The 6,028-nt window shown below is 39.8% G+C and carries 5 protein-coding genes; 1 reads left to right on the top strand and 4 read right to left on the bottom strand.

Going from position 1 to position 6,028, the window contains the following annotated elements; translation table 11 throughout:
• The first annotated feature begins 198 nt into the window (after positions 1-198).
• Positions 199-1,368: a patatin-like phospholipase family protein gene (locus tag Aba26S_RS04810; protein WP_043970341.1), complete on the top strand. Its 1,170-nt coding sequence runs from the start codon at positions 199-201 to the stop codon at positions 1,366-1,368.
• Between the two features lie 30 nt (positions 1,369-1,398).
• Here Aba26S_RS04810 and Aba26S_RS04805 read toward each other — a convergent pair whose 3' ends face one another.
• From Aba26S_RS04805 to Aba26S_RS04790, 4 genes are all read right to left on the bottom strand, one after another.
• The gene (locus Aba26S_RS04805; RefSeq protein ID WP_043970339.1) at positions 1,399-2,286 is read right to left on the bottom strand and encodes a hypothetical protein; all 888 of its coding nucleotides are present in this window, start codon (positions 2,284-2,286) and stop codon (positions 1,399-1,401) included.
• Between the two features lie 2 nt (positions 2,287-2,288).
• The gene (locus Aba26S_RS04800) at positions 2,289-3,350 is read right to left on the bottom strand and encodes a GNAT family N-acetyltransferase (protein ID WP_043970337.1); all 1,062 of its coding nucleotides are present in this window, start codon (positions 3,348-3,350) and stop codon (positions 2,289-2,291) included.
• 9 nt (positions 3,351-3,359) lie between these two features.
• The gene (locus Aba26S_RS04795; protein ID WP_081408431.1) at positions 3,360-4,799 is read right to left on the bottom strand and encodes an aspartate aminotransferase family protein; all 1,440 of its coding nucleotides are present in this window, start codon (positions 4,797-4,799) and stop codon (positions 3,360-3,362) included.
• A 75-nt stretch (positions 4,800-4,874) separates the two neighbouring features.
• Entirely contained in the window at positions 4,875-5,630 is a 756-nt protein-coding gene (locus Aba26S_RS04790) for a MipA/OmpV family protein (RefSeq protein WP_043970334.1), read from the bottom strand.
• Positions 5,631-6,028: the final 398 nt, after the last annotated feature.

The following is a 6,028-nucleotide window of genomic DNA, read 5'->3' as shown; positions in this document are numbered from 1 at the left end:
AATATAAGTAATCTATGTTGAAAAAATGATGTTTCTAGACAAGATGAGCTAGGCTAAAGAGATAAGAGGATGAATTCTTCTTATCTCTTTTTTATTAAAATGGATTTGAGAAAATTTCTATACGATAAAAATCAATGCAAGGTCTTATAGTTAAAGTCTGGCAGTAAAAATCCTATTAATGATTTTAGGTGGTGGATTATGAATTTATTTCATCGGATTATTCAGGCGTTTAACTGGCACTCACGCCTTGAAGCTGTTCCAGAACGGATGACAGAAAAAGCAATTATTTCAGGTATTCCCAATGCACGCGTTTGGTTTGACCATGATCTGACACCTTTTATTGAAGCGATACTTCGAAATAGTCAGCGCGAGTTGGAATCGCTCAGGCATGCATCTGAAAAATTACCTCCATTATATGCCTTGGCAATCTCGGGCGGAGGTGAAAATGGGGCTTTTGCCGCAGGTGTATTATGTGGACTGACGGCAAGTGGTAAACGGCATGACTTTAAGGTTGTTACAGGGGTAAGTGCGGGTGCATTGATTGCGCCATTTGCTTTTTTAGGCCCAGAATATGATGATATTTTGAGTACAGTCGCGACCTCCGCTGGACCGAATACGATATTTCGATATCGTAATATTGTCATGGGTTTAGTCAAAGATGGTATGGCCAGTAGCGAGCCACTTACCCAGATTGTTGAAAAATACATAACACCTGAAGTTTTAGCTTTGATTGCACAAGAGCATGCCAAAGGTCGGATCTTACAAATTGGAACAACCGATATCGATGCCGGACGTCAATCGATTTGGAATATGGGAGAAATTGCATCGAGCAATGCACCGAATGCACTAGAATTATTTCGTAAAATTATTATTGCATCTACCAGTATTCCTGGAGTGGTTTCACCCGTGATGATTGATGTTGAAGTAGATGGGAAAAAATATCAGGAAATGCATGTCGATGGTGGGGTGGTCAATCAGGTCTTTTTATATCCCGCTTCACTAAAGAAACGATTAGAGCAAATTATGGGTCAATCCATCAATCGCGAAGTGCATTTGTATGTCATCCGCAATGGCCGTTTTCGGCCGAGTTGGAATCAGACCAAGAGGAAAACTTTAAGTATTGGTGGACGGGCTATTCGGGCATTGATACAAAATCAAGGCATAAGTGATGTATTGCATCTTTATCAAATTGCAAAGCAAGATCAGGTTGATTTTAATCTTGCTTATATTGATGAGGATTTTAAAGGAGAACATTTAAAACAGTTTGATACCGTTTATATGAGGAAGCTATATGAATATGGCTATCAGTTTGCAGCGACGCAACAACAATGGCATAAAGATTTACCGAATGACATTTTGATGAGATGAATTAAACGATAACGATAAAAAAATATTGGGTTAATTCATCCATGCCGTATTGATCTCATGGACTAAACGTAGGTTGAGCGCTTTTTGCTGTAATTGCCAATTCTCAATCTCAGTCACGGAGGGCTCTTGTTGTCCATCTGAGGCGGCCAAGAAGCGCTTAAAATAATTTTTATAATGATAGGCCGAGATATCACCGGTAATATCTGCAGCGATTAGTCGACCCTGACATGCCTGAATCAAACTTTGTAAATGTTGTTCGAGAAACAGACCTTGATCCCAGTTGGTCATGACCACTTCACTGGAGAGTACGTCTTTATCAATGGATAAATAAATCGGGCTATCCTGATGGCTTATTTCGGCTAAGAAACTAGCGAGCAGGTCATCTGGATGGTTGAAATTATGCCAAACACCTTTAGCACCGATAAAGCGTGTCCATGAAGCATTTTTTTGTAAGCTCCAATAATGCAATTTACCTTTGCGTAACGGAGACCAATGGTTCTCCCAAGCATGTTGCCAGCCAATGTCATTCGAATGAATTCCAATAACATCGATACGTGCAATATGGGGCAATTGGCTTGTCCAGTACACCCATGAACCACAATGAATACCAAACGGATAGCGCATGTTATCTGGGTGATTATCACAGACAATGAGATGAATGGGTCTGGTTGTGACTTGTCTTGCAAGTAACAGTTGAGTGATGTGATGATAATCGCCACTTCCCATCAGTAGACACCCAAATTGTGCAGGAAGGTGCTGGTTGAGATAGTTGCCTAAGGCTTGAAATTGATTCCATTTACAGCCAAATCGAATCATTTCCTGCCACGTACTGAGGTCTAGACGTAATGCACCTTCAAATTCACCAGCGGAGTCATCGAAATTTAATACAATCGGTCTTCTGTTATCCGTCAGCGTCATAATTATTGTTCCTGTTTGCTGTGCCAGTGATGATCTGCTTCAAAAATGGGCCGCAATTTTTTTAGAATAAACCGTAAGATTGGGGAGTGCACCCATACCAAATGTCGGGTAAAGGTAAATTGAGCACCTAACTGAGCTTTCACTTCGGGGTCTGTCCAGCCAGCAATGTAGAACTTTAAATCATGCTTCAGTGCATAATCTAAATTCACAAACCAGCTGATGAAATATAAATTGTAATTTGTGGCCAAGGGATAATTTAGGCCAATATATTTATCCACCAGATTGCCTTGGTATTCATAACACAGATTGTAACCAACAAGCTGTGTGTCAGCCCAATACAAAAACACTTTGCCGCCGCTGTTCTGGTCTTGCAAAATCTGATCAAAGAATTCGGCGCTGAGTAAGTCAAAATGTATTTCACTTTGATGATAAACCGCGAGATAAAGTTGGTAGAGCTGTGCTCTAAACTCATTATCATTGAACTGTATATCGCCCGTGGACAATTGTTCGACATTGAGTTCATCCAAGCTTTTTAATTTTCTCTTTAAATTTTTACGGCGGCTGCGAGAAAGTCTGGAAAGATAATCTTCACGGCTGCTAAAGTCGATTGATACATAGGCCAAAGCTTGTCCTTCAACAGAGAGAAATCCTCGCTGTTCAGCGTCTTGAATAAAGTGGTGGCTATAAGTATTTTCAGCCTCGCTCAATAAAGGTGAGCTTAAAGGCAGGTCTTTAATGATTCCTAATTTGATTTTTTGGTCATTGTTTTTAAGAAAACTTGTGATGGGTTCTACAGAGAGCTGATTCGGCAGTGGGCTGTATTCAGTCACGGTTGTGCCGATAAAACAGGTCTTCAGATGCAGAAGTTTGCCCCATAGTTTATAACCAGGTAATGCTTTAACTTTTTTATGAACATCGGTATCTAGCGTCGTCAATAAGTCAAAGTCGGTATAAAAGTACGGTAGAAAGTGCTGAGGAGAATGAACCTGAAAACTGATGGGTGGATGCTGTAAAAAAGCATCCACCACGGCCTGAGGTTCTAACTGATTCAGGTTTTTGTCCATAAGTTGATTTTATAATTCCCGTTTTGCACGAACCAAGAGTTGTTCAAGCAAGACCATGGCTTGCTCAATTTCAGCACGTGAGATTTCGAGTGACGGTGCGAATGTGATCACATTCTTGTAATAACCGCCCACATCCAGAACGAGACCACATTGTTGTCCCTGATATTCAAGCGTACCAGAAAGTCCGATATCGACCATCTTGTCCAATAATTCCTTATTTGGCGTAAAGCCATCAGCTTGGCAAATTTCAGCACGTAGCGCGAGACCAAGTCCGTCTACATCACCAATTTCAGGGTGACGTGATTGCAGGTCTTTGAGTCCTTCTAGGAAATAGGCACCACTTTCCATGATCTGCTTTTCATAATCCTTTTCAGCCAACATATTCATCACTTCTAGGCCAACCGCAGTACCAAGTGGGTTAGATGCGAAGGTTGAATGTGTTGAGCCAACAGGGAATACGTCTGGGTTAATCATTTCTTCCTTGGCCCAAATCCCTGCAAGCGGGTTTAATCCATTGGTCAGTGCTTTACCAAATGCAACGACGTCAGGCGTAATATCAAAATGTTCAAATGACCATAATTTACCAGTACGGTAGAAGCCCATTTGGATTTCGTCTACAACCAGCAAAATACCGTGATCATCAAGGACTTTCTTTAAGCCTTTATAGAAATTTTTCGGTGGAATTACATAACCACCCGTACCCTGAATCGTTTCGATATAGAACGCGGCGAATTCACTTTCACGAACTTTTGGATCCCATACTCCGTGGTATTCATTTTCAAAAAGACGTGCGAACTCAGCAACTAACTTATCTGCATATTCTTCTGGTGTCATGCCTTTCGGGCGACGGAAAGGATATGGGAATGGGATGAATTGCGCTCTTTCACCAAAATGACCATAACGACGGCGATAACGATAACTTGAGGTAATCGACGATGCACCTAAGGTACGACCATGATAGCCTCCCTCGAAAGCAAACATTCGGCTTTTACCTTTGCAAAAGTTTCGAACAAGTTTTAGTGAATCTTCAATTGCCTGCGAGCCACCGACATTGTAATGAACTCGGCCTTCTACACCGGTCTTCTTGAACATGTCTTCAGCAATGACCTTACTCAGTTCAATTTTGGTTGGATGCAAGTATTGGCTGGCAATTTGAGGCAGTTTATGAATTTGATTGATTAATGCTTGATCTAAACGTGGATTTTTATAGCCAAAATTGACTGCTGAATACCACATTTGTAAATCTAAATAGGGAACGTTTTGATCATCGAAGATATAACTACCCTGACAATCGGTAAAGATTTTAGGTGGGTTAACATAATGTACGGTATCACCATGTGAACAATACTTTGCTTCATCTGCTAAAAGCTGTGCCTCATTCAGTGGAACGCTGTCATCGAAATTCTTTGCAGAAGCAGGTTCATGCGTGAATTTATGATTATTGTTCATACTTGTTTCCTTTGTGGTTGGTGTTTTCAGTATGTATGGTTTAAATACAGAGGCTGAGTGAATGGGGTGATAGATTTAAAAGTTATAGGTGATCCCGAAGGCAGGGGTGATATCTGTCCGTCGTTTAATCATCGGGCTTTTAAATTGTTCATTTGAGAGATAGTTGAATTCCACTGAGCTGAAAGCATTCCAGTGTTTAGACATTTCATAGTTAGCGGCAAAACTGACAAAGGGAAATACACTTTGGCCAGGTTGATAGGCTGAAATACCACTACGTTTGGACTCAGTTTCACTTACACCGTAGTAGTACTGATTGTATTGCGCGTTATTCCATTGAAAGCCCAATTCAGGATAGAAGGACCAATTGCCTTGATCAAATTCGGCCAGATAGGAACCTCGAAACAGGGTTCCTTTACTGCGCGATAAAGCATCTGTAGCCAAGCGTGCCTTAAATCCACCATAGGGGGTAATCCGCATGTAGCTTCCACCCGCCATAACTGACCATTTGCGTTTATCCAGTGAATGAAGTTCACCACTTGGGTCGTAGGAATTACTGTCATAGTGAACATTGAGGCGTAATTGGTTGTGATCATCCTTAAACAAATAGACGCCTGCATCGTCGCCTTCAATATAAAATTGATCATTATCATAGAAAAAAACAGGCAGTACACTCTGATAGGTTCTGTGACCTTTATACGCTTGGAAGTTTACCGAATAGTTAAAACCCATGGTTAAATCTGGTAACTCAGTGTCTTTCGCATAAGCTGGATAGTAAAAGCAGATATTGCTAGTTACTATTGCTATGGTCATTTTTTTCAATGGTTTAAGCATATTCAGTCTTTGTATATTGATGCATGACATCGTGATCTATGAAATATTTTTTTAATATAAAAGTTGATTCTTACATAAATCTTAATGAAAAATTAAAACAAGCTTTATTTTGTATTTTTTTGTGAAGTTTTATGGGTTTTAAGCTGGTAAACATGCTTCCCGATAAAAACAATGCTTGAATTGCAGATATTTGTTTGATTTAATCTATTGATTGTCATTAGTTTATTTTTCATTTCAGTATGGCTTTGGGGTCTTAGAATAACTTGTTATTTAGAGCAATTCGATGAAGTGCTAGAATAATATAACATTTTATTCACACAGTTTTGGTATAAATTGAGAATATTTATAATTAAAGAAATTTTAAGATTTCGGGCCTAAAGTTAGCATGTAATTTTTAT

The organism is Acinetobacter sp. NBRC 110496 (genome assembly GCF_000876115.1).
Taxonomy (GTDB): Bacteria; Pseudomonadota; Gammaproteobacteria; order Pseudomonadales; family Moraxellaceae; genus Acinetobacter.
The sequence above is the reverse complement of the archived record's forward strand: the minus strand, read 5'-3'. Positions and strand labels throughout refer to the sequence as shown.